The following is a 21,742-nucleotide window of genomic DNA, read 5'->3' as shown; positions in this document are numbered from 1 at the left end:
CATTAGTCGAGACCGCGTCGAACAGGCCGTACGGGATTGCCAACTCGAAGCGCTCATCGACGAGCTGCCCGAGCGATACGACACGATGGTGGCGGAATGGGGGGCGACACTCTCCGGCGGTCAGCGTCAGCGGTTCGCGCTGGCGCGCGCCCTTGTGCGTGACACGCCGGTTTTGCTGCTCGATGAAACGACGTCTCAGGTCGACGTCCGCACCGAAGAGGAGATCTTGCGGGCGGTACTGCCGCGCGTTCGGGACAAGACGGTGATCTTGGTGACGCATCGCATGGCGACGGCGTCGCTCGCCGACAAGATCTGTGTGCTGGAAAACGGTCGTCTCGTCGGCAGCGGCTCTCATGACGAGCTGGCGGACCAGAATCAACAGTATCGAATGCTCGTTCAGGCGGCGCACGGCGGCGACGAGAACAGGAGACTTCGTATGTTGGGAATAACGTGACCGCGCCTCACGTGTCGCCCCCCTCTCCGCAGCGCCGCCGCGGCCCGTCGCGGACGATCGCCCCGCTGCCACCGACGGATCACAGCCACGTTCCGGGATGGCGGATCACCCGTCATGCGGTCTCAATGACGCTGGGGCTGTGGTTAGCACTTGCTCTTGTGGCCGTGGCAGCATCGGTCGTCGTCACGATGCGCGTCACGATCGACGGTGACGGGATCGTCGAACCGGTCGCGGTCTGGACCGCACGTCCGTTAGAGGGCGGAGTCCTCACAAGGGTGTTCGTGCATACCGGCGATACGGTGCGGGTCGGCCAGGTCGTCGCACAGCTCGATTCAACAGCCGCTTGGAGCAGCGCGCGGGACCTCGGATCGCAGGTCGCCACTCTGCAGATCGAGCTTGACCGCCTCACTCAATCGGCGCCGGTGGAGCTGGAGCGCTCACGAATCGCCGTCGCGGACGCCGAAGCGCGGCTTGCACGAGCGCGCACGGATCTGCGGCAGCGTATGGCCGATTTTGGTATCTCCGGCGACGCGGACAGCGTCGCACGAGCCTCGGGCTCCCGAATCCACGTCGGGCTCGACGGACCGTCAGCGGATTTCATGTCAGCGGAGGCCGCGCTGGCAAATGCTCGGACGCAAGTCTCAACCGCCGCGTTAGACACCTTCGACATCCAGCACAAGCGAGAGGAGCTGAGTCGCGCGCGCCTGGCATTGACGACGAGCCGGGAGCACTTGCGTCGACTAAGGATCACGGCCCCAGCGTCTGGCGTCGTGCTCACGGACCAACTAGACCAGCTGACGGGTCTCGCGGTCGCGGCGGGTCAGCCCGTTCTCGACATCGCTGACCTGAGCCACTGGCACGCGACGCTCGGTGTGTCCGAGCGCGACGTCTATCGCATTTCCGTCGGCGACACGGCGGACATCGAAATCCCAGCGTTTGCCGCGCTCCCGGTCGACCGGTTCCAGGGACACGTCGAAAGCGTTGGCTTCCAACCCGCGAACGCGGCCGGCGGCTCCCAGACGTTGCCGGGAGCGCAAGTTGCTGGCTATCGCGTCACCGTGCGGCTCGACTCGATTGACTTAGGCGCATCGTCACGCAACGGCATGCGCCGCGGGTACGTCGTTCACGGAAAGATCATTTCGAAGGCCGAACGCGCTTTCAAGGTTTTCCTGGAAGAGATTCGCGATCGTGTCCGCGGCGTAACGCACTGACACGCAGGATCGAACCGCGCCCCGCTCTCGTACGGGCTTTGAAAGGCTAAGATCGCGGCGACGACACAACCCGGGCGTCCTCAACTTTCGAGGCGTTCGCCGGCGCGTCCCATCTGGCCGGCACACGCTTGGCCATCGACCACTTCGCAATCGGCGGGCGGTCGTCTCGAAGTTCCGCGTTCACGTGCGCGTCGATAGCGGCGATGATTGCGCGAGCTTCGCGCGGCCTGCTCGCAATCGGTCAGGAAGTTCTTCCGATGAGCAGCAGTTTGGCCCGCGCAAGATCGGGAGGAGATGCCGCCTCCGCAGATCAGCCCTTCAAGCGGGCCACGCCACGGCTGGCGGAGCTCAACGAAACGCTCGCGGCCAACTGCGTCGACATCTGGTCGCGCAGCTGCACGACCAGGCGCTCGAGATCCGTCCGGAGGGGCTTGATCGTCGGAGTGTGGAACCGCGGATCGTCGAGAATGCCGGCGAGCGCGTTGATGGCGCGCATGAGCCGAACATGGCGGACGTTCATACACGGTTCGGAGTGGAGGAGCGGGGCTGGCCGAATGCGCGTGCGTCCCGAAGTGCAATGCGTGCCGGTGAAATGGATGTGCGTGCATCTGGCGGGGTCGCCAGGCCGGATCGAAGGAATCTTTGGCTGCAACACTCGCATGCCCGTGCCGGCGAGGCGACGCAGCCGAAGGTCTATACGCGTCGTCCGCTTCGACAACGCGCCCCCCGTGATCGGAGACGGCACGCGCGCTCAGGCGCCCTCCGCAACCGGGCAACGCCGCTAACTACGGTGCTGCGCTTCTTATGTGTTCTTCGTGTAGATGTGGCATTGGGTGACCACAGCCGCGCAGGCGCGTGTGCCGGCCAGCACCGAACGTCTAGTCGTTTCTCGCGAGGGCAAGTCGCGTTCTTGGGGGAGTTGGGAGGCGTGATTCGGCGGAAAGTCCACTCGCTCGGAATGCCAAGCCTCGGGCGTATTCCGTTGACACGAACATTCGAGTGAATCATCTGCGCGTCCGTCCCGGCCAACTGCGCTGACCAACGCAGCAAGAGGCGCTTCGGTGTTCGTTTGTCGCCACCCCTGTCGCGAAAGTCGTTCGCGACGCGCGAGAAGTCACGCGTTAACCGCGATAAGTCACGCGTTAACCGCGATAAGTCTGTCGAGCGTGATGCGTAGTGTCTCGGTTCGCTCACCCGGCCGGCTCGCAGCGATGGCAAATCGTGCATCGCGACGGTGAAGATGCGCGTTGAGATGAACATCAATCGTTCTGCAATGCGTCAACCGCGTTCGCGCGAAGGACGGCCAACCTGCGCTCGCCGGCGTTATCGTTTGGCACCGGCGTGCACTTTTGAGCGCCTCGTGCTTGCTTCCTTCGAATCGGTGAAATACTGATTCAAGAAGCGTTTTGGCCCGAGCCGAAGCCGGTCGAGGTCGATTGAGTAGGCAGCCGATCGCAGAGAAGGCGGATGTCGGGACCTAGCTTCATCGTCGCTACACTTGTCGGCACAGGCTTCCTGCCACACAATGCAGTCGCGCAGTTATCGGACACTTCCCGCGCGCCGCAATTGTTCGACTCCCGCACCGTATCATCTGATTCGCGTCTCGCGCTCTACGCGGAGTACGCGCCGCGGGCGGATCAATCGAGCCAGTTGACGGCCGCGCCGCATCTGACGGCATCGCTCAAGCGACAGGCCGAGGAGAAGCGCTACTGGCCGTATTTCACCCTCGGTGGCGGGCTGATCGGCGGCGGAGCCGTCGCGGGACTCGCCATCGCGAACTGCCACCAGGATTGCCAGGACGATGGATCTCTGTCTTTCCTCCCGGGCTACGTCGCCGCGGGCGCCGCGGTCGGAGCGGCCGTCGGCACCGTGATCGGCCTGATCGTCGACGCCAGCAGATCGTCGGGGCCTTAGGTGGTCTCAACTCCGAGCGCAGCAGCGCCGAGCCAGGAGCACGCCGGATGTGGAAACGCCCGTTCGTAGTCGCCGACGTTTTATGTGACATGCTGATTCTGCCGCGAGCGATGCTCGCGCAGTCGCCGGATACGTCAACCCGAGTGTGCTCCAACCGCGAGCGCTGGTTCGCCGACCGGCCGGCACAAACACCTGTGGCCATACTTCACCATCGTCGGAGGGACGGCCGGGCGGGTCATCGGGGCCTGCCATGAGGGCGGCTGCGCGCACGATGAAGCGTTGATGGGGCCGTCGCTCCTCGTCATCTACGGCGCTCTTATCGGTGCGGCCGCCGGCTCGCCAGTTGGCCTGAGCGTCGACGCGATCAGGTCCGCCATTCCATAGGGGGCGCCCGCTGAGGAAAGAGGAGACAGCGTCGAGACGTCCCGGGGGCTGGAGCGCGAGCCGAGATCCTATGTCCGTGCTTATTGGAAAGCAGCGACGGGCCGCTACGGTTAGGCTCCTTCTGAACCGTCAAATCCAGGAGGAGTTATGCTGACCGTAACGACCCGCCGTGAGCGTGAAGCTACATCGCAGGAGCGCGCGCCGCTGTATCTGAGCTTCGAGCTCGGCGAGCGAGAGTGGAAGCTGGCGTTCGCGACTGGCCTCGGCGCGCGACCCCGGCATCGCACGCTGCGCGCGCGCGACCTGGAGCGCCTCGACGCGGAGATTGCCCTCGCCAAGGACCGGCTGCAGCTGGCCGAAAGCACGCAGGTCGTGAGTTGCTACGAGGCGGGCCGGGAAGGCTTTTGGCTCCATCGCGCGCTCGTCGCGCGGCGCATCGCGAATGTCGTCGTCGATGCCGCCTCGATCGAAGTGAATCGGCGGCTGCGGCGGGCGAAGGCGGACCGGCTCGATAACGAGAAGCTGGTCGAGATGCTGATGCGCTTTCACGCGGGCGAGCGACGGGTCTGGCACGTCGTCACCGTCCCCAGCGAGGTCGACGAGGATCGGCGGCACCTCGAGCGAGAACGCGGGACGTTGATCCAGGAGCAGACGCGCCTTCGCAACCGATTGCAGGGACTTCTCGCAAATCAGGGGGTGATGGTCCGGTTGCGCGGGGATGTCATCGCCGCGCTGCGGAGAGTACGACGGTGGGATGGGTCAGCGCTGCCCCCCCAATGTTTGGCGCGATGCGCGCACGAGTGGGCGCGCTTAGCGCGCGTGGGCGAGGCGCTCCGCGCGCTCGAGCGGGAGCGCCGCCAGGCGATGGCAGCCGACGATGACGCCGCGTGCATCAGTCGGAAACTCACGCAGCTGCGCGCCGTGGGGCGGACGCTCGCATGGGTCTGGGCGACGGAACTCTTCGCGTGGCGCGGATTCCGGAATCGGCGCCAAGTCGGAAGCCTCCTTGGCCTCACGCCAACCCCGTCGCAAAGCGGCGACACGCGCCGCGAGCTCGGGATCGCGAAACACGGCAATGCGCGTCTGCGCTCGCTGGCGGTCGAAAGCGCCTGGTTTTGGCTGCGGTATCAGCCGCAGAGTGCGTTGAGTCGATGGTACCAGCGGCGTTTCGGCGCCGGCGGCCCACGGCTGCGACGGATCGGCATCGTCGCGCTCGCGCGAAAGCTGCTCGTCGCCTTGTGGCGCTGGGTCGCCTTCGATCAACTGCCGGAGGGCGCGATGCTCAAAGCGTAGGACGCGACTGATTCCCGTGACATGGGACGATGATCGCGGTGACGAGTGTCCGTCGTAGTATTGCCGGGTGTCGCAGACGCGACCCGTAGCCGAGAAGGAGACCCTCGTCCCGCCGCGGTGCTGCAATCCACGCATGCTGGAGCTGGTGTCCCGGCGCTGCCGGGCACGGATAGAAGGCCGTCGTGATCGCAGCGCGATCCGACCCTGAGAGACCGCGAACCGCGAATCGTCGGAACCACCACTGCGAAAGGCCCGCCGTGCCCGGGCCTCAGCAACCTGCTTTACCCACTGAAGGACGCTTGACAGAAACGGCCTCATAGAAGGCAATACTGACCGGCCGTATCGTCAGTATTGCACTGGTCGCGCGGAAGCCCTCGGGCCGTTTCGGCGCGTGAATGCCGACGGGGAGTCACTCAGCGCTTGGCGACCGCCCTCGCGGAACTCTTACGGGCGGTCGCAGTCGAGCGCTCGCCGGCCTTCGATGTCGGCGCCGTTACAAACGGCGGACCGAGAGACAACAGATCGGCCGGATCGATTGTCAAAGCTCCAAAGCGCGCGCTCCAGTGCAGGTGTGGCCCGGTCACACGCCCGGTCGCGCCGACCCGCCCGATCTCCTGTCCTTTCTCCACCGTGTCGCCGATCGCCACCTCCGGCTGGCTCATATGGAAGTAGCCCGTCACGAGCCCGTTTCCGTGGTTGATGTACACGACGTTCCCCGCGAGGAAAAACGTGTCCACCAGAGCCACGACGCCGCGGTTCGCCGCGTAGATCGGATCCCCCATCGCGCCGCGGTAGTCGACGCCGAGGTGGCTGCTCGACACGCGGCCGTTGAACACGCGGCCACTGCCGAATTTGCTCGTCACCTTGGCACTCCTCGGCCGAGTGAAGGGCGCCTGCCAGAGCGCGGGCGTTTCCTGCGCCTTGCGACCGACCTCGCGCGCGAGCTCGTTCTCATGCTCGACGCGCGCCTCGGTCGCGGAGTCTGGGCGTGCGGTGAAACGACGGTCGACCCTGAGACGGCTCGCACCCTTGGCCTTGCCGCGAGAGCCCATCGCCGACGGCGGCGGAGCCTGGTGCGGGTACGGGAGCTTGAGCCGGAGAGTGTCGGCCTTCCCGGACGCGCGCCCGATGACCACATTCGCCACGACCGAGTCCGACACCTCGACCGGAATGGCCCCGAGCGCTTCGAGCTTGTCCGTGCCGGCGTCGAGGAAGTGCAGCGGCTCGCCGGCCATCTCGCCGGCGACCGACACCACCGAGTCGGCGTGCCCGTCGAGTCGGTCGATCGTCAAGCGAGTAAGTGTCCCACCATTCGGGCGGCGCGGCTCCATTGTAAGACGTGGGGTCTGAGCGGCGACGCGAGATCCACCCAGCGCGAACCCAGCCGCGAGCGTGAATCGAACCAGTCGGCGGACGAGCGGACAGAACCTGTCCACCCGTCTACCTGTCCACCTGTCGAGCGGTTTAGTCATGTAGTAGAGGTGCACGGTAGTAGGATAGACGGGGCGCCGAGTGGTTCGGCAACCCGACGGCCCGCCATGGGTACGAACAAACGATGGACGTAGTTCGCCGCTTTTCTCTCCTCGTCACGGCCGCTCTGTTCGTCGCCGCCCTCATTCTCGGCGCGATGCACCAGCGGCCCTCCATCGATGCCGACGCCGCCTCGCAACTCATGAGGTCGACGTCGTACTTCGATTCCACGATCGTGCTCGCGCGAAACGCGAGCCCCCGTGGCGCTCGCGGCGACGCGCTCACGGTCAGCCTCAACTACCTGGAGCGTCTACGGCTCGGCCTCGGCAGCCCATTTCGCCTCGTGGATCAGGCGTTGGACGATCCACGCCTCGATGCCGACCCTGCGCTTCGGACAAGCGTCGTGTGGGCGCTGTTGGGGCGGCTACGCCGCGGTGACGCGTACGTCGTGGACTCCGCGGCGCTCGACGGTCTCGGACCTTGGGACGCGGACGGACACGGCGCGACGGGCTCGCAGCAGCTCGCGCTCATCGAGCGGGCAGTCGAATCGGCATCTGACCCGCGCGCGGGTGAGCTGGCCGTACGCCTCGCGTACATGATCAGCGCGGGGAAGGCGGCGGTGGCCTCGCCGGCCGTGGGTGTTGCCACGGAAGCGGCGGCCCTCGTCCGCGATCGTGTGCTCGCCCAGCGCGACCTCGACGACCTGTTTGCCGACGCGCTGCGCGATCCCGAGAACCGCGATGTCCTCTCGCTTCTCGAGGACCGCCGTGAAGCTACAGCCTTCCGCGTCGAACGCCCCGCCGCCGAGCCGCTCGACGCCGACCTGCGTACCGAAGCGATGAATGCCGTACCGGCGCTCGTGCGCGCCCTCGACACGCTCGAGAGGACGCCGGCGCCACGACTCGCTCAGCGCGCGACGCAGCCGCTGCTCGGACGTCACTTCGCCAATCGGGCGAGTGAGCTCGGAGCCGACCTCCCGCCTTCGGCGCCGATCGTCGTCGCTTCTCGTCTTCGCAACGAGCGCGCGCAGCCGGCGACGAACGAAGAGACGCTCGCCGCGGCGTACGACGTGGCGCCGCAAGCATCCGACTCCGTGCATCGCGTGGCGGCGCGCTCGCTGCTCTCCGACGCCGTCGCGCTACGCGCCTACGCGCAGGAGCGTCCGTGGTTGCCCGGCGACTCGACCGTCAGCTCCGCGGAGCTGGCTGACGAGTTCGAGCTCGCGTCGATCACGTTCGGACGCGACGTGCCGCGCGCGTGGCGTCCGTACTACCTCGGCTCGCTCCAGACCGCACTTCAGGACATGCGCCGCGTTTTCCCGGCGGTGTCGTTCGCCGGCCTGCACGTGCAGTTCGGCAATCAGACGCTCCCCGACTCGGCGCTCGCGATGCACGACCCGCGCACGCGCACGATCCAGCTGTCGATCGCGTCGTCCGCGGGGACGATCGCGCATGAGCTCTCGCACGACCTCGACTGGCAGACCGCTCGCCGGATGTACGCCAACGGCCGCGGGTACAGCACCGATCGAGCGATGGAGGATCGACACGGCGCGCTCGCCGAATCGGTGCGCGGCCTCGCCGAAGCTCGCGTGATTCGCGGTCTCGGCGGCGGCGGGCCGAGCGCGCCGTCGCACAACGATCGCCCCGCGGAGCTGTTCGCTCGGAGCGTGGACTGGTTCGTGTCGTCGACGCTCGCCGCGCAGGGGCGGTCGAACGGCTTTCTCACGGCGGTGCAGGACCCTATGCTGCCGGGTTACGCCGCCGGCGCACCGGCGATCGTCGGAACGGCAGGCGCGGAATCGCTGCTCGGCGCTCTGGCGCAGATGACGTTCATTCCGGACTCCGCGCGCGATGCGTTCGAATCGCAGTGGTCCGATCCCGCCGTCATCGATCCGACGCTGCTCGTGCGCCGGGTGCTCGACACGCCGGTGTCCTGGCGAATCGTGTGGCAGCAACTCGGGCGCTCGCCGAACACGCAGGCGAACGCCTCGATGCTCGGCCCCGCGTCGACCGCGCTCTGCCCGACCGGCAAGTCGCCCGAAGCGGCCGCGCGCGACCGGCTGCTTTCGCTCGCGATCGACGCGCGCGCGCGTGGCGCGGCGATCCGGCGCGCGCGGTACTATCCGTCGAGCATGCGCGGCGAATGGGCGCGCGGAGTGCTCGCGACGCCGCCCTGGCGCACGGACGTCGGCGAGTCCGTCATCGACGCGCTGCGCGCGTCCGTCGTGAACGAGTTGTCGGGCGCGGCCTGGGCTCAGGGTGTGGTGCCCGTGGTCCCCGCGATCTTCCGCTCCAGCGCGGCGAGCTGCTCGACCATCGCTCGCTGACGCGCCTCGAGCTGGCCGAGCAGGCCCAGCGTCTCGTGGTGCCGCGTCTCGTCCTCCGTGGGGTGTCGCTGGATGAACGTGAGCGCGCCGCCCGTTTCGAGTCTGCACGAGTTCACGTGGGCGAGTGACTCGATGCCTTGCCGTCTCGCCGCGGCCTCCAACTCGGCGACCGTGATCAGCTCGCGCTCGAGGTGATGACGGAGAATGCGGCCGTTGCGAATGAGGTCGTCGGGCTTTCCCTCGACCTTGTCCAACTCGCCGTAGTGATAGAGCATCCGGACGACCACCGCGTTGATCAGCAGCAGCGCCGCCGCTCCGATGATGCCGCCCGTGAGCGAATTGTCGTTCCCGATGATCGCGTTCTGCACCGTGTTCGACAACAGGAGCAGGACGACGAGATCAAACGGGTTTATCTGCGACAGCTCGCGTTTCCCGGCTAATCGAAGCCCGATGAGAAGGAATCCGTAGACGACGAGCGTCCGGAGCAGCTTCTCGAGAATTGGAATGCCGGGTTGGAGGAGTTCTTGGAGCATGACGGGAGCGGGTGGACGGGTGGACGGGTGGGCCGGTGGACCGGTGGACCGGTGGACCGGAACGATTCGAGTGCGGCGGTTGATCAGGGATCCCGACCGTGCCTCAGAGACCAGTTCGCCAATCTCGGACAATTCGATGTACAATCCGCGGTGGCCAATGGCAACCGCGAGATCGAGCGCAAATATCTTCTTGTCGGTCTTCCGCCACGGGCGACGACCGCGCCCGCCCTGCACATCGATCAAGGGTATCTGCCAGGGCGCCGCATCAACGAGCGCGTTCGCCGAACGAAAAGCGATGACACGGTGCGCTACTACCGGACCATAAAATCTGGTTCGGGAATCTCCAGGCTCGAGATCGAGGAGGAGACCGACGAGCGGTTTTTCTCGGCGGTTTGGCCGCTCACGCTTGGGCACCGCATCGAGAAGCGGCGATACCAAGTGGCTGAAGGGGATCTCATCTGGGAGATCGACGAGTTTCTCGACCGATCCGGGCTTTGGTTTGCGGAGGTCGAGTTGAGCGCGGTCGACCAGCGGGTGCTGGTGCCCGGCTGGCTCGCGGAGTTCGTGGAGCGAGAGGTGACGGAGGACGGGAGGTACACCAACTACGCTCTATCGAAGTGATCTGAGGTCTGAGGTCTGTGACTCTCGTTCGAGCTCTCCGTTGCGCGGCGGACATCTCGAAAGTTGGGTCGAGCCGAGCCCCGAGTGGCAGCTTTCAGCATGAGCGTTGAGCTGCAACTTCGTTTTGCTGGCTGAGGCTCATGCTCGCGGCTGATGCTCGCGGCTCGAGCTCGGGTAGCCGCCTGGAGATGCCGGAACGCAAAACCAATCTCTATTTGTTCGCGGCCTTCTCAGACGCCGCCAACTCCGCCCGGTACTTGGCCGCGGCGCCTTTGTTTCCGAGGGTATCGAACTCCGCCGCCAGGTCTTTCCGCGCGGTCTTCAAGAAGGTCAGATTCCCGCTCGCCTGCGTAACCAGCACGTCGTACCCCGCCTGCGTTTCCGCCTGCGCTTCGGCGAATCGGCGCTCCTTCAGTAGCACGTGGCCCAGCTTGACGAGCGCGATCCCCGTGTTCGTGTGGTTCGGCCCCTGCGCGACCGTGTAGCGGCGCACCGCCTCGCGGTAGAGCTGCTCGGCGCGCGGATAGTCTTTTTTGTCGTAGATCGCGGTCGCCAGGTTCGATATCGCGAGCGCGATCAGATAGTGCTTGTCGTCGTAGATCTTCCGATAGATGTCGAGGATCCGCGTGTAGTAGGCAATTGCCTCGTCGTCGTGGTCGCGCTGGTAGGCGATGTTTCCCAGCTCGTTCAGTGTCGACGCCACCGATGGGTGTACCGGGCCGTACACGCGCTCGCGAATCGCCAGCGCCTGGTTCAGCACGGTGTCCGCTTCGTCGAAGCGCTTCTCGAACTCGAGCGCACGACCGAGCATGGTGAGAGCCAGCGCCGTGGCGGGATTGCTGTCCCCGTAGAACGAGCGCGTCATCGCCAGCGCCTGACGGTGGAATCGCTCGGCGTCCTTGTAGTTCCCGCGCTCTTGCTGCGACGCGCCGAGGTTCTCGAGGATCTCGGCGACCTGCGGGTGCCGCGCACCGTACTCCTTCGTATAAATGGCGAGAACCTGCCGATTCAAAGAATCGGAAACGTCGTAGTGCCCCGCGTAGAAGTTGACGTCGGCGAGCGTGCTCAAGTTCGCCGCGAGATCCACCGGCGCGGCGCGCGCCGCGGTGTCACGGCGGACGACGTTCTGCATGATCGGAATCGCCTTGTCGTACGAGCCGCGCTCCTCGAGCACGCGTCCGAGCTCGGCGAGCGAGTGGATTACGGCCGGATCGTTCGACGGCAGACTTGCCTCGGCGAGATCGACGCCTTGGCGAATCAAACGCTCGGCGTCCTCGAGCTGCGCCTGGTCGATGCGCAGGTCGCCGAGCGCGACGAGGGACGCGGCGACGTCAGGGTGTGTCGGCCCGAGCACCGCGCGACGACGGTCGAGCGCGAGCCGGAGAAGCGAGTCGGCACGCGGGAGCTTGCCGAGGTGCTGGTAGATGCCGGCGAGCGTGACGTACAACTCCGCTTGCACCGCCGGCTCGGCATCCAGTGTGCGCGCTTGCGCGAGACCGCGGTCGAGCAGCGTGACGACGTGGAGGCTGTCGGCGGGTCCGGCGGCCTTGTCGCCGCCCTGGAAGAGATCGAGCGTGAAGCGTTGGATGCGCTGCGCGCGCGACGCTTCGGCGAGCGCGTCGTTGCGCGCGCGGGCCAAGCGTGCCGTGTAGAACGCGACCAACCCGACGACCAACGCGATCGCGACACTCGCCGCCAGCACCGCTTCGCGATTGCGCCGTACGAACTTCCCGAGGCGATACGGCAAACTGTCCGGCCGAGCCTCGAGCGGCTCGCCGTCGAGAAAGTGATCGACGTCGCGAATGAGCGCGTCCACCGTCGCGTAGCGGCGCTGCGGATCGCGATGCATGGCGGTGAGACACAACACGTCGAGGTCTGACCACTCGGCCGGGCGCAGCGGCTGCCCGGCCTGGTCGCCGCGCTCGGCTGCGGGATTCTTGCGCGCTCCTATAGACGGCCGCTCCGCCTCGCGTTCCGACAGCGCGGCCTCGAGCGCATCCAGCTTGTCGCCCGGCTCGAACGGGATGCGGCCGACGAGCAGCTCGTACAGGATCACGCCGAGCGCGTAGACGTCCGTGTACGTGCCGATTCGTCCGCCGCGAATCTGCTCGGGCGCCGCGTACGCGGGCGTGAGCAGTCGCAGTCCGGTGCGCGTACGATCCTTTCGCGTCTCGAGACCGTCGAGCTGCTTCGCGATGCCGAAGTCGAGCAGCTTCACGATCCCGTCGTTGCCGACGAGAATGTTCGACGGCTTCAGGTCGCGGTGAACGACGAGATGGCGGTGCGCGTGCTGCACGGCCTCGCACACGTCGCGAAACAGGCGAACGCGTCCGACGATCGACGTCGAGTGGGCGCGGCAGTATTCCGTGAGCGGCGCCCCCGCGACGTACTCCATGACGAGCCACGGCGTGCCGTCGCCGAGCGAGCCCGCGTCGTACAATCGCGCGATGAACGGATGGTTCAACTGCGCGAGCGTCCGCTGCTCGCTGGCGAATCGCTCGCGGCGCGAGGGAGACAGCCAGGCGTCGCGCAAAATCTTGATCGCGGCGACCGCGCCGAGGTCGTCGCGCTCGGCGTGGTACACGACGCCCATTCCGCCTTCGCCGAGCATGCGCGTGAGCCGGTACGGTCCAAGGCGCTGACCCGCAATTCCATGCTCGCCGGTGTTGCCGAGCACCGAGTCGGCCGCCGCGCCGACACCGCGATCGAGCAGCGAGTCGTTGCGTGCGTCCTCGGCGAGGAGCGCCAGAGCGTCATCGACGAGCGAAGGGTCGTCCGCGCATTGCGCCTCGAGGAAGGCGCGTCGATCGGCGGGCGGCAGGTCCGCGGCGTCGTGGAACAGCGTCTGGACGCGCCCCCAGCGAGCGGCGTCCATCATCGACCGGCGCCGCCTGTGCGCAGCTCGCGCGCGAGCCAGGCTTTCGCGGCGCGCCAATCGCGCAACGCCGTGGACTCGGAGATGTCGAGAAGCTGCGCCGTTTCGGCGACGTCCATCCCGCCGAAGAACCGGCTCTCGACGAGCAGCGCTTGCCGGGGCTCGAGACGCGCGAGGTCGTTGAGCGCCTCGTCGAGCGCGACGAGGTCGTCCGCCGTGGAGCTGGTCTCCTGAAGCGAGTCGTCGAACGTGACGACGACGGCGCCCCCGCCGCGTTTTTCGGAGCGGCGGCGGCGCGCCGCCTCGATCAGCACCTGGCGCATGGCGCGCGCGGCGATGCGCTTGAAGTGGAGGCGGGAGGTGTTGGCGACGCCCGGCGATTCGCGGAGCTTGAGCCACGCTTCGTTGACGAGCGCGGTGGGACTGAGCGTGGCGCTTGGGTCGTTGCGGCGCACGGCGGCGGCGAGGCGTCGCAGCTCTTCGTAGGTGGCGCTGAAGAGATCGTCGAGGGCGCGCGCGTCGTCGATTCGGCCTGCGAGTTCATTCCCGGCGTCGGGACGGGACCCGTCAGCCACGTTGCTCTCCGGTAGGTGTGACGGTTTCCGACCCCCCACCGCGCAATGGGGAGTACGACGAGCGGCCCGTCAAGGGCTGCGGCACCTCTGGTCTATTGTTACCGTATCGTATATCTTCGGCCCCGCAAGGGCTGGATTCCCTCCTCACACCTCCCCGTCCCTCACCTGTCAGGAGAATGACCATGCGACGTTTGGCAGCTCATGTCTCGACCCTAGCCCTCGCGACCGCGTGCCTGGCCCTGGCAGCGGCACCCGCTGCGGCCCAGGCGAAAGGCGCGGCGAACTTCTCGATGGGCTACACGGACGTCGGCCCCGTCGTGGGCATCGGCGGAATCAATGGCGCGAGCGCGTCGTTCGGCGGCCGCTTCGAGCACGCGATCAAGCCGCTGCCCGACCTCGGCAACGGAACGCTCGGCATCCAGGCCGCGTTCGACTACTACTCGTGGGGACAGGATTTCGTCGGGTACAGCTTCAGCTACAAGTACATCCCGATCGGCGTTACGGCGAACTACCACTTCAAGCTCGACGAGCCGAAGATCGATCCGTTCATCGGCGCGGGGCTTGGCTACAACATCGTGAGCTGCAACGGTACGGGCGCGTTCGGGAACGTGAGCTGCGGCTACAGCAGCGGCCTGTATTTCATCGGGCGCGTGGGCGCGCGCTACTTCTTCGCGCCGAAGATGTCGATCTACGCCGATGCGGGCGCCGGCGGCGCCGCGTTGAACGTCGGCTTGATGTTCAAGGTGCAATAGTGGCTTGACGGCCGCCGTCCGCCGCGGTTACCTGAGTGTCTGTGACACTCACGGGGAACCTCGGTGACGAAACGACCGTCTGACACTACAGAATTTCGGACCCACCCGAGTGCGGACCCTTCCAGCGCTGACGTAACGCTGGAGGGGTCTGCTTTTTCACGCCGCGGCTTCATCGTCGAAGCCGGGCGGCTCGGGCTCCTGATGTACGCGACGCCCCGCCTCGGCGGTGCGCTCCTGAGCGGATCTTCTCCGCTCTCCGATCTCCGTACTCGTGCGGCCTCGCCGCAGCAGCAAGTCGCGACGCTGGCGACTGGGCTCAAGTGGCGCATGCTCGGCCCCTTCCGCGGCGGACGCACCGATGCGGTGTGCGGGGTTCACGGCCGGCCGAACGAGTTCTACTTCGGCGCGGTGAACGGCGGCGTGTGGAAGACGATCGACGCTGGACGCGTCTGGGAGCCGATCTTCGACTCGCAGGCGGTCGCGTCGATCGGCGCGCTGGCGGTCGCCCCCTCGGCGCCCGACACCGTTTACGTCGGCTCCGGTGAATCGACGCTGCGCGACTCGACGGGTTTCGGCAACGGCATGTACAAGTCGACCGACGCCGGAAAGACGTGGACGCACATCGGCCTCGACGACACGCAGCACATCGGCAAGGTCGCGGTTCACCCGAAGAATCCGAACATCGTCTTTGTCGCGGCGATTGGTCATTTGTATGCGGCGAGCCCGGAGCGCGGCGTGTTTCGCACGCTCGATGGCGGGAAGACATGGAAGAAGGTCCTGTACAAGGACGAAAACGTCGGCGCCGTCGAGGTGGTGATCGATCCGTCGAATCCGCAGATCGTGTACGCGGGTCTTTGGAATACGCGGCGCCCACCCTGGTACACGTACGCGCCGACGAATGGCCCGGGCGGTGGGATCTTCAAGTCCACCGACGGCGGCAACACGTGGAAGCAACTGACCAGCGGCCTGCCGAAGGAGGGAATCGGCAAAACAGGCATCGCCATCGCGCCGAGCAATCCGCGGCGCGTGTACGCCGTGGTCGATTGCCTCGTGGCCGATCCGAACGCGCCGCCGCCCGCGCAGGGCGGAGGTGGTGGGGGGGGAGGGCGAGGCGGTGGGAATCCGCAGTGCGCCCAACCGCAGCCGCCTCCGGGGCAGGGTGGTTTCTTCCGCTCGGATGACGGCGGTACGACGTGGACGAAGCTGTCGAACGATCAGGCCCTTTGGGGACGCGGCTGGTACTTCGAGCACGTCGTCGTCGATCCCAAGAACGCCGACAACGTTTATGTGTCGAACGTATCCGTATCCAGATCAAAGGACGGCGGCCACAGCTGGGTGGCGCTCCGCGGCTCGCCTGGCGGCGACGACTACCATCAGCCGTGGGTGTCGCCCGACGATTCGAACACGATGATCGTGGCGAGCGACCAAGGCACGATCATCACGCGCAACGCCCTCACCGACGATCCGCGCGACGTCACGTGGAGCTCGTGGCTCAACCAGCCCACCGCGCAGATCTATCATCTCTCCGTCGACTACCGATTCCCGTATTGGGTGACGGGTGCGCAGCAGGACTCCGGCGCCGTCGCGGTGAGATCGCGCGGCAAGTTCGCCGAGATCTCGATGCGCGACTGGGAGCCGATCGGCGCGGGCGGCGAGAGCGGCTACACCGCCGGCGATTCGCAGCATCCTGGAATCATCTTCGGCGGCACCGGCCAGCGGTTCGACCTCGAGAGCAATACGGCGGTCGGCGGCACGACCGCGCCGCGCACGCCCGACTGTGCGCGCGCCGATTGGACGCAGCCGCTCGTCTTCTCGAAGGCCGACCCGAAGGCGCTCTATTACTCCAATCAATACGTGTTCAAGACGGTCGACGGCGCGGCGACGTGGACGCAGATCAGCCAGGATCTCACGCGCCCCGATCCGGGCGTTCCGCCGAATCTCGACGCGGCGGCCGCGGCGCAGGTGGATCGCAACGGCAAGCGCGGCGTCGTCTACACGATCGCACCCTCGCCGCTCGCCGCGCCGACGTTGTGGGTCGGCACGGACGACGGCCTGATTCACGTCACGACCGACGACGGCAAGACGTGGCAGAACGTGACGCCGAGCGCGCTCACGCCGTGGAGCCGTGTGACGACGGTCGACGCGTCGCATTTCGACGCGAACACCGCGTACGCGAGCGTGGACCGGCACCAGCTCCAGGATTTCGAGCCGTACATCTATCGCACGCGCGACATGGGCAAGAGCTGGCAGAAGATCACCAACGGGCTGCCCGCGGGCGTATACGTGCACGTCGTGAAGGAAGATCCCGAGCGGCGTGGCCTGCTCGTCGCGGGCACGGAGCGCGGCGCGTTCGTTTCGCTCGACGACGGCGACAGTTGGCAGCCGTTCCAGATGAATCTTCCGGTGACGTCCGTGCGCGACTTCGAGATTTACAACAACGATTTGATCGTCGGAACGCACGGCCGCGGATTCTGGGTCGTCGACGACATCAGCCCATTGCGCCAGATCAATGCGACGGTTCTCGCGGCCAACGCGCATCTGTTCAAGCCGGCGGACGTGGTCTATTTGCCACAGGGCGGCGACAACGGCACGCCGCTCCAGAAAGACGAGCCGCAAGCGGCGAACTCCGCGTTCGGCGCGGCGATCGACTACTACCTCAAGAGCAACGCGTCGGGCCCCGTGTCGGTCGAAATCGTCGACGCGACGGGCAGCGTCGTTGCGACGTTCTCGAGTACCGCGCCGCAGGGTGGAGGAGGCGGTTTTGGCGGCCGCGGCGGACGAGGCGGCGGCATCCCGAACACGTCCGCCCTCTGGCGTCCGGCGCCCGAACCCTTCGCGACGACGGCCGGGGTGCATCGTGTGACGTGGACGCCAGTGGCCGGCGGTGGAGGGCGCGGCCGCGGTGGTGGCGGAGGACGCGGTGGGGGCGGAGGCACGCTCACCGGAACGTTCACGGCACGACTCTCGGTCGGCGGCCAGACGTACACGCAGACGTTCAACGTGAGGGAAGCGCCGCAGAGGCCGCACTGAGGGTGGACGGGGGACCGGTGGACAGGCGGATGGCCGGAACAGAGTGCGTCCTAGCTCCGGGCGCGGTCGGTAGCTGTCACCGAGTGCAGCGGCAGACGATGAAGAATGTTCCCGTCCACCCGTCCACCTGTCCAACCGTCCACCTACAGCTGGCCGACGAGTGGTCCCCACTCGTCGACCAGCTTTTTATACGCAGGATCGTCGTAGCGCGACGGCAGAAACCATCGCGCGTACTCGGGCAGCTTCTCACCCGCGACGTGCAGGGACACCAGCTCGCCGCTCGCGTGCGCCGACATCACTCCCATGCCCGAGAGAGCGCCGAGCACGAACACGCCCTCGATCGGCAGGGGGCCGATCAGCGGACGGTTCTCCGGTGTCTTGCAGTAGAAGCCGCCGTCGATGAACCCGTGGTCCGCGGCGCCCTCCGCGACGTACGGTGCGAGGCCGGGCACCATGCGCGCCGCCCCGCGCAGCACGACGCCGGCGTAGGACCGGTCGAAGCTCGGCGGCCAGGAAAATTCCCTTGGCTCGGTTTCGAATGTCCAAATGAGATAAAGCTCATCGCCGTAGCCGAGGTCGATCGGGCGGATGTGGACGCCAGCCGGGCGCGATTCGCGCTCGCCGTCCAAGTGGACCGGGTCGCTCCAGATGAGAAACGGCGCGTCGCGGCCGACCGCCCGTCGCGGATCGCGCAGCGTCATCTTGGCGTGCAGCTCGCTGAATACCGGCAGATCGACGCCGAGCAGCGTCGAGAACGCGGGAAGTCCTGGGCCCGCGGCGACGACGAGACAATCCGTGGTGATGGAGTTGCCCGACGCGAAGTGCACTTCGCGCACGCGCCCGCCGGCCGCGTCCACGCGAGTCACGCGCGCGCGGACGAACCGCGCGCCATTCGCCACGGCTTGAGAGAGCAGCCAGGATCCGAGCGCGACGGCGCTCAGCCAACCGGCGCGGCGCACGTGAAGAGCGCCGACCGTGTCGTCGGTGAGGTAGGGAAACGCGGCGCGCGCGGCGTCGCCGACGAGGAGATCGGCGCCCGTCGGCTGTTCGCCGAAGCCTTCGGCGGGGGCGGGTCGGTAGCTCGAGATGCTCGAGTGGCGGCGCACGTCGCCCATGCCGAACGACGATACCCGTTGTGCGGTCGCCTCGAGTTGCGTGAGCTTGTCCGGATTCGCCGTCGCGAAGAGATAGCCGCGCCGATTCATGCGGAACGCGTGGCCGCTCTCGGCCGACGTCTCCTCCAGCAGATCGATGCTGCGCGAGACGAGGCGCAGCATCGTGTCGTCGGGGCCGGGCCACCAGTTGCGATACGCCTGGGTGCCCTTGTCGCTCGTGAGCGTGAGCGGCTCGCGCTCGTCGACGATCGCCACGTTCTTGATGCCGCGGCGCACGGCGATGTGATAAGCCGCCGCGGCGCCGGCGATGCCGCACCCGCAGATGACGACGTCCGCCGTCGAGCGCATGGAGCCGAGCGCTAGCTCACGCGTCCGGCTCGCGCCGCGAACGCGCGAGCTGCTGCAGCTCCTCGAGGCCGGCCTTGCCGACGACGTGCTCGAACTCGTACGCCAGCATCTCGAGCGCCGTCTGCGTGCCGTTCGGGTCCGGGCCGCAGCACTGCGTCTCCTCCGGACACCACTCGGCGTCGAGCGTCAGCGTCGCGTCGGAGATCACGACGGGGAACGCCCGGCAGTAGAACGGCTTGAGTCCCGGCGACGACGACTCGGCGATCTGCAGCACGCAGCGGCGCTGGCTGTCGAGAAACACACACCCATGGCCCACCACCTGCGTGCCGACGCATTTCCCGGACGGAAAATCCGCGTCCTCGATCTGCTCGGTCTCGAACCAGCGCGACGGATCGTGCTCCTGCGTCGCCTCCATGTGCCCAACGACGAGAGCCGCTTCGCGCAGAATGCGGTCGCGATGGTCGAGGTCGACGTACACGCCGCCGCGGCAGCACTTCGCGCTGCAGTTCATCATCGAGCACGACGACGAAAAGCGTGTGGCGAAGACCTCGTCGTCGGCTTGGAGACGGGAGAGGTGGGAGAGGTTGTGGTGGTGGAGCGGATGGGTGACGTCAGTGTCTTGTTCGGACATGGCGGCGAAAACTAGAGAGCGGACGGATGAGTTGCGAGGTGGATCGCGGCCATTCGTGGGTCTGTCTCGGATGGGGGAGGACGGCTGGCCGCTCGACGTCGGACGTCTGATATCCGACGTCGGCCATCAGGCTAGGCGTGACACGGCGAACTAATTCAACGCAGGGTCTGTCGTCAGATGTCCGATATCAGACGTCCGATTTCCAGCGCGCAACCGTACTCACCTGTGCGATCGACCCCAGAGTGGCCGAGAAACCCCTGCGCAGTTACATGTACAGGCTCACTCACCTCGCGCAACAAGATGGCGTGCACCCAGTGTCACGGAATTGAATCCGAATTCGACACCCGCCTCGCCCAGCGCGAACTGCGGCGGTATCGTCGTCGCGGGCCGACACGGTCCACCAAGCTGCTGCTCGAGGCGCTCGAGCCGGCGCTGACTCCGGATTCGACGCTGCTCGACATCGGCGGCGGCGTTGGCGCGATCCATCACGAGATGCTCGACGCCGGCGCGGTGAGCGCCGTGCACGTCGACGCGTCGCCGGCGTACATCGCGGCGGCGAGCGAGGAAGCGACTCGGCGGCATCATCTCGAGGCCGTCGAGTTCATCCAGGGTGATTTCGTGACGTTGTCGCCGGGAATCGCTCCCGTGGAAATCGTGACGCTGGATCGCGTCATCTGCTGCTACCCGGACATGCCCGCGCTCGTTGGCGCCGCGGCCGACAAAGCCCAGCGCTTACTCGGCGCGGTCTTTCCGCCGAGCGTCTGGTGGATGCGAGTCGCCGTGTGGTGCGTCAACTATGTGATGCGGCTTCGCGATTCGGACTTCCGGGTTTTCGCGCACCCGACCGATGCGATCGAGGCCGTACTCAAGGAGCACGGCCTCGATCGAGCGACTCGAAGAAGGACGATCCTTTGGGAGGTCCGCACGTACACGAGATCTCGCGCCGTGTAGCGCTCCACCGTTTCCGTCAAACCGCCCATCTGTCCACCCGCTTACGTATCGTCCCTCGTCCCCTTCGTGATATTGCTGATTTGCAAGTCCCAGGCGAACGGGTCCGGTGTGTGATAGCTCTTGAATTTGGAAGTGTGAATGTCGCCCCCGCCCCCGGTATCGACCTGCAGGTGTTCCGGGTCCTGGCGGTTCGGCGTGCCGAGCCCGCGTTTCTTCAGCTCCGCCTCGACCTTGTCCGGATCGAACCCCTCGATGCCGAACGAGATGTGGTCGATGTTGACCGCGTTCCGGTTCCGAATGATCGCCCCGCCGATGTCGCCGATGTGGACCTGCGACTGATTTCCCGACGCGAAGCTGCGCGGCACCCAGCTCAATAGCGCCTCGTAGAACGCCACCGTCCGCTTGAAGTCGGTGCAACCATACGAGATGTGGTCGAGCCACACGGTCTTCCATCCGGTCGGCTCGAACGGCGCGGCCGCGGCGACCTTGCCGTTCGCCGGACCTTTGCGACGATTCGCCTTCGTGCCGTTCGTCAGCTGAATGTCGAAGCCGTCGGGATCTTGAATGCGGAAGGCTTTGTAGTCTCCGTTGTGATCGGCGACGGGATTGAGCCCGCGCTTCTTGAGCTCTGCCTCGACCTTGTTCGTATCCCAGGGCTCGATTCCCCAGGCGAACGCGGCGATGCGAGCCGTCGGCTGCGGACGGTTTCCTCGACCACCGCCCCGCCCGCCACCTCGCCCGCCGCCCGCGGTATCACCAGCCGGCACCGGCGCCGGCGGCGGTGCTGGAGGCGGCACGAAGCCGTTCACCATGATGACACCGCCGACGTCGTCGCCGATGTCGAGCACGGCCTGCTTTCCGTCATCGCTCCGCACCTTCCATCCCATGAGCGCCGAGTAGAACGCGGCGGCCTTGGGATAGTCGGTGCATTGATACGTGATGTGATCGAGCCACACCGTTTTCCAACCGGTCGGCTCGAACGGCGGAGGCAGATGCGTCGTGTCGGCCGGCGCGCGATTGCCGAGCCGCCCGCGTCCGCGGCCGGTCGTGTCTCCGCCTTGCGCGAACGACGACGCCGGAATCGCGATCGCCGCGACGCCGAGCGCGCGCAAAAGCTCGCGGCGCGAGATGAGGCCGCTATCGAATTCACGAAACAAACGATCGATCGGATTGTCCATCGGAGTCTCCTGGCTGGAGCAACTCGCTAGGTCACGCCCATCGTTGCGCCAAAATGAGTTGTGTCCGTTCACCCGTCCACC

Annotated in this window: 17 protein-coding genes; 9 read left to right on the top strand and 8 right to left on the bottom strand. The window is 66.7% G+C overall.

The features are described 5' to 3' along the window. A partial coding sequence (locus VGQ44_01810; GenBank protein HEV8445517.1) for an ABC transporter ATP-binding protein occupies positions 1–454 on the top strand: 454 nt, incomplete at its 5' end. A 164-nt stretch (positions 455–618) separates the two neighbouring features. Continuing rightward, a complete protein-coding gene (locus tag VGQ44_01805; GenBank protein ID HEV8445516.1) occupies positions 619–1,665 on the top strand; it encodes an efflux RND transporter periplasmic adaptor subunit in 1,047 nt (348 codons plus the stop codon). 310 nt (positions 1,666–1,975) lie between these two features. On the opposite strand, the gene VGQ44_01800 is transcribed toward VGQ44_01805, so the two are convergent. Beyond that, positions 1,976–2,185, bottom strand: coding sequence for a hypothetical protein (locus tag VGQ44_01800; protein HEV8445515.1), 210 nt, complete (start codon positions 2,183–2,185; stop codon positions 1,976–1,978). Between the two features lie 1,046 nt (positions 2,186–3,231). Here VGQ44_01800 and VGQ44_01795 point away from each other — a divergent pair. After that, a complete protein-coding gene (locus VGQ44_01795) occupies positions 3,232–3,579 on the top strand; it encodes a hypothetical protein (GenBank protein HEV8445514.1) in 348 nt (115 codons plus the stop codon). Between the two features lie 531 nt (positions 3,580–4,110). Further along, entirely contained in the window at positions 4,111–5,256 is a 1,146-nt protein-coding gene (locus tag VGQ44_01790; protein ID HEV8445513.1) for an IS110 family transposase, read from the top strand. A 413-nt stretch (positions 5,257–5,669) separates the two neighbouring features. On the opposite strand, the gene VGQ44_01785 is transcribed toward VGQ44_01790, so the two are convergent. Then, positions 5,670–6,548: a M23 family metallopeptidase gene (locus tag VGQ44_01785; GenBank protein HEV8445512.1), complete on the bottom strand. Its 879-nt coding sequence runs from the start codon at positions 6,546–6,548 to the stop codon at positions 5,670–5,672. A 263-nt stretch (positions 6,549–6,811) separates the two neighbouring features. Between VGQ44_01785 and VGQ44_01780 the strand changes: the two genes are divergently transcribed. Further along, complete coding sequence (locus tag VGQ44_01780; protein HEV8445511.1) at positions 6,812–9,052, top strand: hypothetical protein; 2,241 nt, start codon at positions 6,812–6,814, stop codon at positions 9,050–9,052. Here the strand turns inward: VGQ44_01780 and VGQ44_01775 are convergent. Next, a complete protein-coding gene (locus tag VGQ44_01775) occupies positions 8,980–9,585 on the bottom strand; it encodes a YetF domain-containing protein (protein ID HEV8445510.1) in 606 nt (201 codons plus the stop codon). The genes VGQ44_01780 and VGQ44_01775 overlap by 73 nt on opposite strands. A gap of 150 nt (positions 9,586–9,735) precedes the next feature. Between VGQ44_01775 and VGQ44_01770 the strand changes: the two genes are divergently transcribed. Continuing rightward, on the top strand, positions 9,736–10,206 hold the full coding sequence (locus tag VGQ44_01770; GenBank protein ID HEV8445509.1) for a hypothetical protein: 471 nt from the start codon (positions 9,736–9,738) through the stop codon (positions 10,204–10,206). Positions 10,207–10,417: 211 nt separating this feature from the next. On the opposite strand, the gene VGQ44_01765 is transcribed toward VGQ44_01770, so the two are convergent. Next, positions 10,418–13,084: a serine/threonine-protein kinase gene (locus VGQ44_01765; protein ID HEV8445508.1), complete on the bottom strand. Its 2,667-nt coding sequence runs from the start codon at positions 13,082–13,084 to the stop codon at positions 10,418–10,420. After that, positions 13,081–13,656: an ECF-type sigma factor gene (locus VGQ44_01760; protein HEV8445507.1), complete on the bottom strand. Its 576-nt coding sequence runs from the start codon at positions 13,654–13,656 to the stop codon at positions 13,081–13,083. The genes VGQ44_01765 and VGQ44_01760 overlap by 4 nt, the downstream gene beginning before the upstream one ends. A gap of 182 nt (positions 13,657–13,838) precedes the next feature. Here VGQ44_01760 and VGQ44_01755 point away from each other — a divergent pair, with 182 nt between their 5' ends. Beyond that, positions 13,839–14,408 (top strand): outer membrane beta-barrel protein, encoded by a 570-nt coding sequence (locus VGQ44_01755; protein HEV8445506.1) that lies wholly within the window; start codon positions 13,839–13,841, stop codon positions 14,406–14,408. Positions 14,409–14,609: 201 nt separating this feature from the next. Beyond that, positions 14,610–17,438: a hypothetical protein gene (locus VGQ44_01750; protein HEV8445505.1), complete on the top strand. Its 2,829-nt coding sequence runs from the start codon at positions 14,610–14,612 to the stop codon at positions 17,436–17,438. A 143-nt stretch (positions 17,439–17,581) separates the two neighbouring features. On the opposite strand, the gene VGQ44_01745 is transcribed toward VGQ44_01750, so the two are convergent. Both VGQ44_01745 and VGQ44_01740 read right to left on the bottom strand, forming a co-directional pair. Then, complete coding sequence (locus VGQ44_01745; GenBank protein ID HEV8445504.1) at positions 17,582–18,901, bottom strand: FAD-dependent oxidoreductase; 1,320 nt, start codon at positions 18,899–18,901, stop codon at positions 17,582–17,584. A 16-nt stretch (positions 18,902–18,917) separates the two neighbouring features. Continuing rightward, positions 18,918–19,532 carry a DUF3109 family protein gene (locus VGQ44_01740; GenBank protein ID HEV8445503.1) on the bottom strand — a complete coding sequence of 205 codons (615 nt, stop codon included), beginning with the start codon at positions 19,530–19,532 and terminating at the stop codon, positions 18,918–18,920. 300 nt (positions 19,533–19,832) lie between these two features. Between VGQ44_01740 and VGQ44_01735 the strand changes: the two genes are divergently transcribed. Further along, positions 19,833–20,483, top strand: a complete 651-nt coding sequence (locus VGQ44_01735; GenBank protein HEV8445502.1) for a class I SAM-dependent methyltransferase — start codon at positions 19,833–19,835, stop codon at positions 20,481–20,483. Positions 20,484–20,524: 41 nt separating this feature from the next. Here VGQ44_01735 and VGQ44_01730 read toward each other — a convergent pair whose 3' ends face one another. Next, entirely contained in the window at positions 20,525–21,661 is a 1,137-nt protein-coding gene (locus VGQ44_01730; protein HEV8445501.1) for a VOC family protein, read from the bottom strand. Positions 21,662–21,742 lie beyond the last annotated feature (81 nt).

This window comes from Gemmatimonadaceae bacterium (assembly GCA_036003045.1).
Lineage (GTDB): Bacteria > Gemmatimonadota > Gemmatimonadetes > Gemmatimonadales > Gemmatimonadaceae > JAQBQB01.
Note: the sequence above shows the minus strand (reverse complement) of the source record. Positions and strands in the feature narration are given on the sequence as shown.

Excerpts from the sequence above, each read along its gene's own strand:
- VGQ44_01800 (HEV8445515.1), bottom strand. The coding sequence starts at position 2,185 with ATGAACGTCCGCCATGTTCGGCTCATGCGCGCCATCAACGCGCTCGCC.
- VGQ44_01790 (HEV8445513.1), top strand. The coding sequence starts at position 4,111 with ATGCTGACCGTAACGACCCGCCGTGAGCGTGAAGCTACATCGCAGGAG.
- VGQ44_01780 (HEV8445511.1), top strand. The coding sequence starts at position 6,812 with ATGGACGTAGTTCGCCGCTTTTCTCTCCTCGTCACGGCCGCTCTGTTC.
- VGQ44_01775 (HEV8445510.1), bottom strand. The coding sequence starts at position 9,585 with ATGCTCCAAGAACTCCTCCAACCCGGCATTCCAATTCTCGAGAAGCTG.
- VGQ44_01765 (HEV8445508.1), bottom strand. The coding sequence starts at position 13,084 with ATGATGGACGCCGCTCGCTGGGGGCGCGTCCAGACGCTGTTCCACGAC.
- VGQ44_01755 (HEV8445506.1), top strand. The coding sequence starts at position 13,839 with ATGCGACGTTTGGCAGCTCATGTCTCGACCCTAGCCCTCGCGACCGCG.
- VGQ44_01750 (HEV8445505.1), top strand. The coding sequence starts at position 14,610 with ATGTACGCGACGCCCCGCCTCGGCGGTGCGCTCCTGAGCGGATCTTCT.
- VGQ44_01745 (HEV8445504.1), bottom strand. The coding sequence starts at position 18,901 with ATGCGCTCGACGGCGGACGTCGTCATCTGCGGGTGCGGCATCGCCGGC.
- VGQ44_01740 (HEV8445503.1), bottom strand. The coding sequence starts at position 19,532 with ATGTCCGAACAAGACACTGACGTCACCCATCCGCTCCACCACCACAAC.
- VGQ44_01735 (HEV8445502.1), top strand. The coding sequence starts at position 19,833 with ATGGCGTGCACCCAGTGTCACGGAATTGAATCCGAATTCGACACCCGC.
- VGQ44_01730 (HEV8445501.1), bottom strand. The coding sequence starts at position 21,661 with ATGGACAATCCGATCGATCGTTTGTTTCGTGAATTCGATAGCGGCCTC.